The following is a 1,426-nucleotide window of genomic DNA, read 5'->3' on the forward strand; positions in this document are numbered from 1 at the left end:
GGCTCTTCGCAGTTGAGGGTGTAGTCGAGGGTCGGCGGCTGGTTCGTGGATAGACGTCGAGGTCTTCCAGGATGGAAGTTCTCACACTGCCCATCTGCCGGAAGACCTCGACTTGCACCACCCTACGTTCGCGACCCCTGACCTCACCACGTTCTGCCGTCTCGATGAGCTCGGCCTCGAAGCCATCGGCCAGTTGATCGAGCCCGACCGGGCGGTACTCGAGTGCCGCGTCGTTGACGATGACCCGTGGTGTCGGAAGTGCGGCGCCGAGGGCGTGCCGCGCGACACCGTGACGCGTCCGCTCGCGCACGAGCCGTTCGGGCACCGGCCCACGACGCTGCTGGTGCGGGTGCGCCGCTACCGGTGCGGCCACTGCCGCCGCACCTGGCGGCAGGACACGACGAACGCGGCGGCGCCGCGGGCGAAGATCTCCCGCGGCGGGGTCGGGTGGGCGCTGAAGGCGATCGTGGTCGACCACCTCACCGTCTCCCGCGCCGCGGCAGGCCTGGGTGTGTCGTGGCACACCGCGAACACCGCGATCCTCGCCGAGGGCAAGCGGCGGCTGATCGACGATCCGGCCAGGTTCGACGGCGTCACCACGATCGGCGTCGACGAGCACGTCTGGCGTCACACCCGGTTCGGTGACAAGTACGTGACCGTGATCATCGACCTCACGCCCGCCCGCAACAAGACAGGTCCCGCACGGCTGCTGGACATGGTCGAGGGTCGGTCGAAGGCGGTGTTCAAGCAGTGGCTCGCCGCCCGGCCCAAGGAGTGGTCGAAGCAGATCGAAGTGGTCGCGATGGATGGGTTCAGTGGGTTCAAGACCGCCGCGTCCGAGGAACTCCCCGACGCGGTCCCGGTGATGGATCCGTTCCATGTCGTCCGGCTCGCCGGTGACGCCCTGGACCGGACCCGGCAGAGGGTTCAGCAGGACACTCTCGGGCACCGCGGTCACGCCGGGGACCCGCTCTACGGGGTCCGCCGCACCCTCCACACCGGCGTGAGCTTCCTCACCGAGAAGCAGACCGCACGGCTGGACGCGGTGTTCGCGGTCGAGGAGCACGTCGAGGTCGAAGCGACCTGGGGCATCTACCAGCGCATCGTCGCCGCCTACCGCGAACCCGACAAGAAGAAGGCGAAGGAGATGATGCGGTCGGTGATCGATTCCGTCAGCAGCGGCGTCCCCGCGATGCTGGCCGAGATTCGCCGGCTCGGTCGGACGTTGAAGCAGCGCGCCGCGGACGTCCTCGCGTTCTTCGACCTGCCCGGCACGAGCAACGGTCCGACAGAGGCGATCAACGGCCGACTCGAGCACCTCCGCGGCTCCGCGCTCGGCTTCCGCAACCTCGCGAACTACACAGCCAGGAGCCTGCTCGAGGCCGGAGGTTTCAGACCCTCGCTACACCCTTGATTCCGAAGAGCC

At 68.4% G+C, this 1,426-nt stretch carries 1 protein-coding gene; it reads left to right on the forward strand.

What is annotated here, in order from left to right:
• The first annotated feature begins 112 nt into the window (after positions 1 to 112).
• Entirely contained in the window at positions 113 to 1,414 is a 1,302-nt protein-coding gene (locus tag ACIQCN_RS15250; RefSeq protein ID WP_364275828.1) for an ISL3 family transposase, read from the forward strand.
• Positions 1,415 to 1,426: the final 12 nt, after the last annotated feature.

It is taken from the genome of Pseudarthrobacter sp. NPDC092424, assembly GCF_044754925.1.
Classification (GTDB): Bacteria; Actinomycetota; Actinomycetes; order Actinomycetales; family Micrococcaceae; genus Arthrobacter.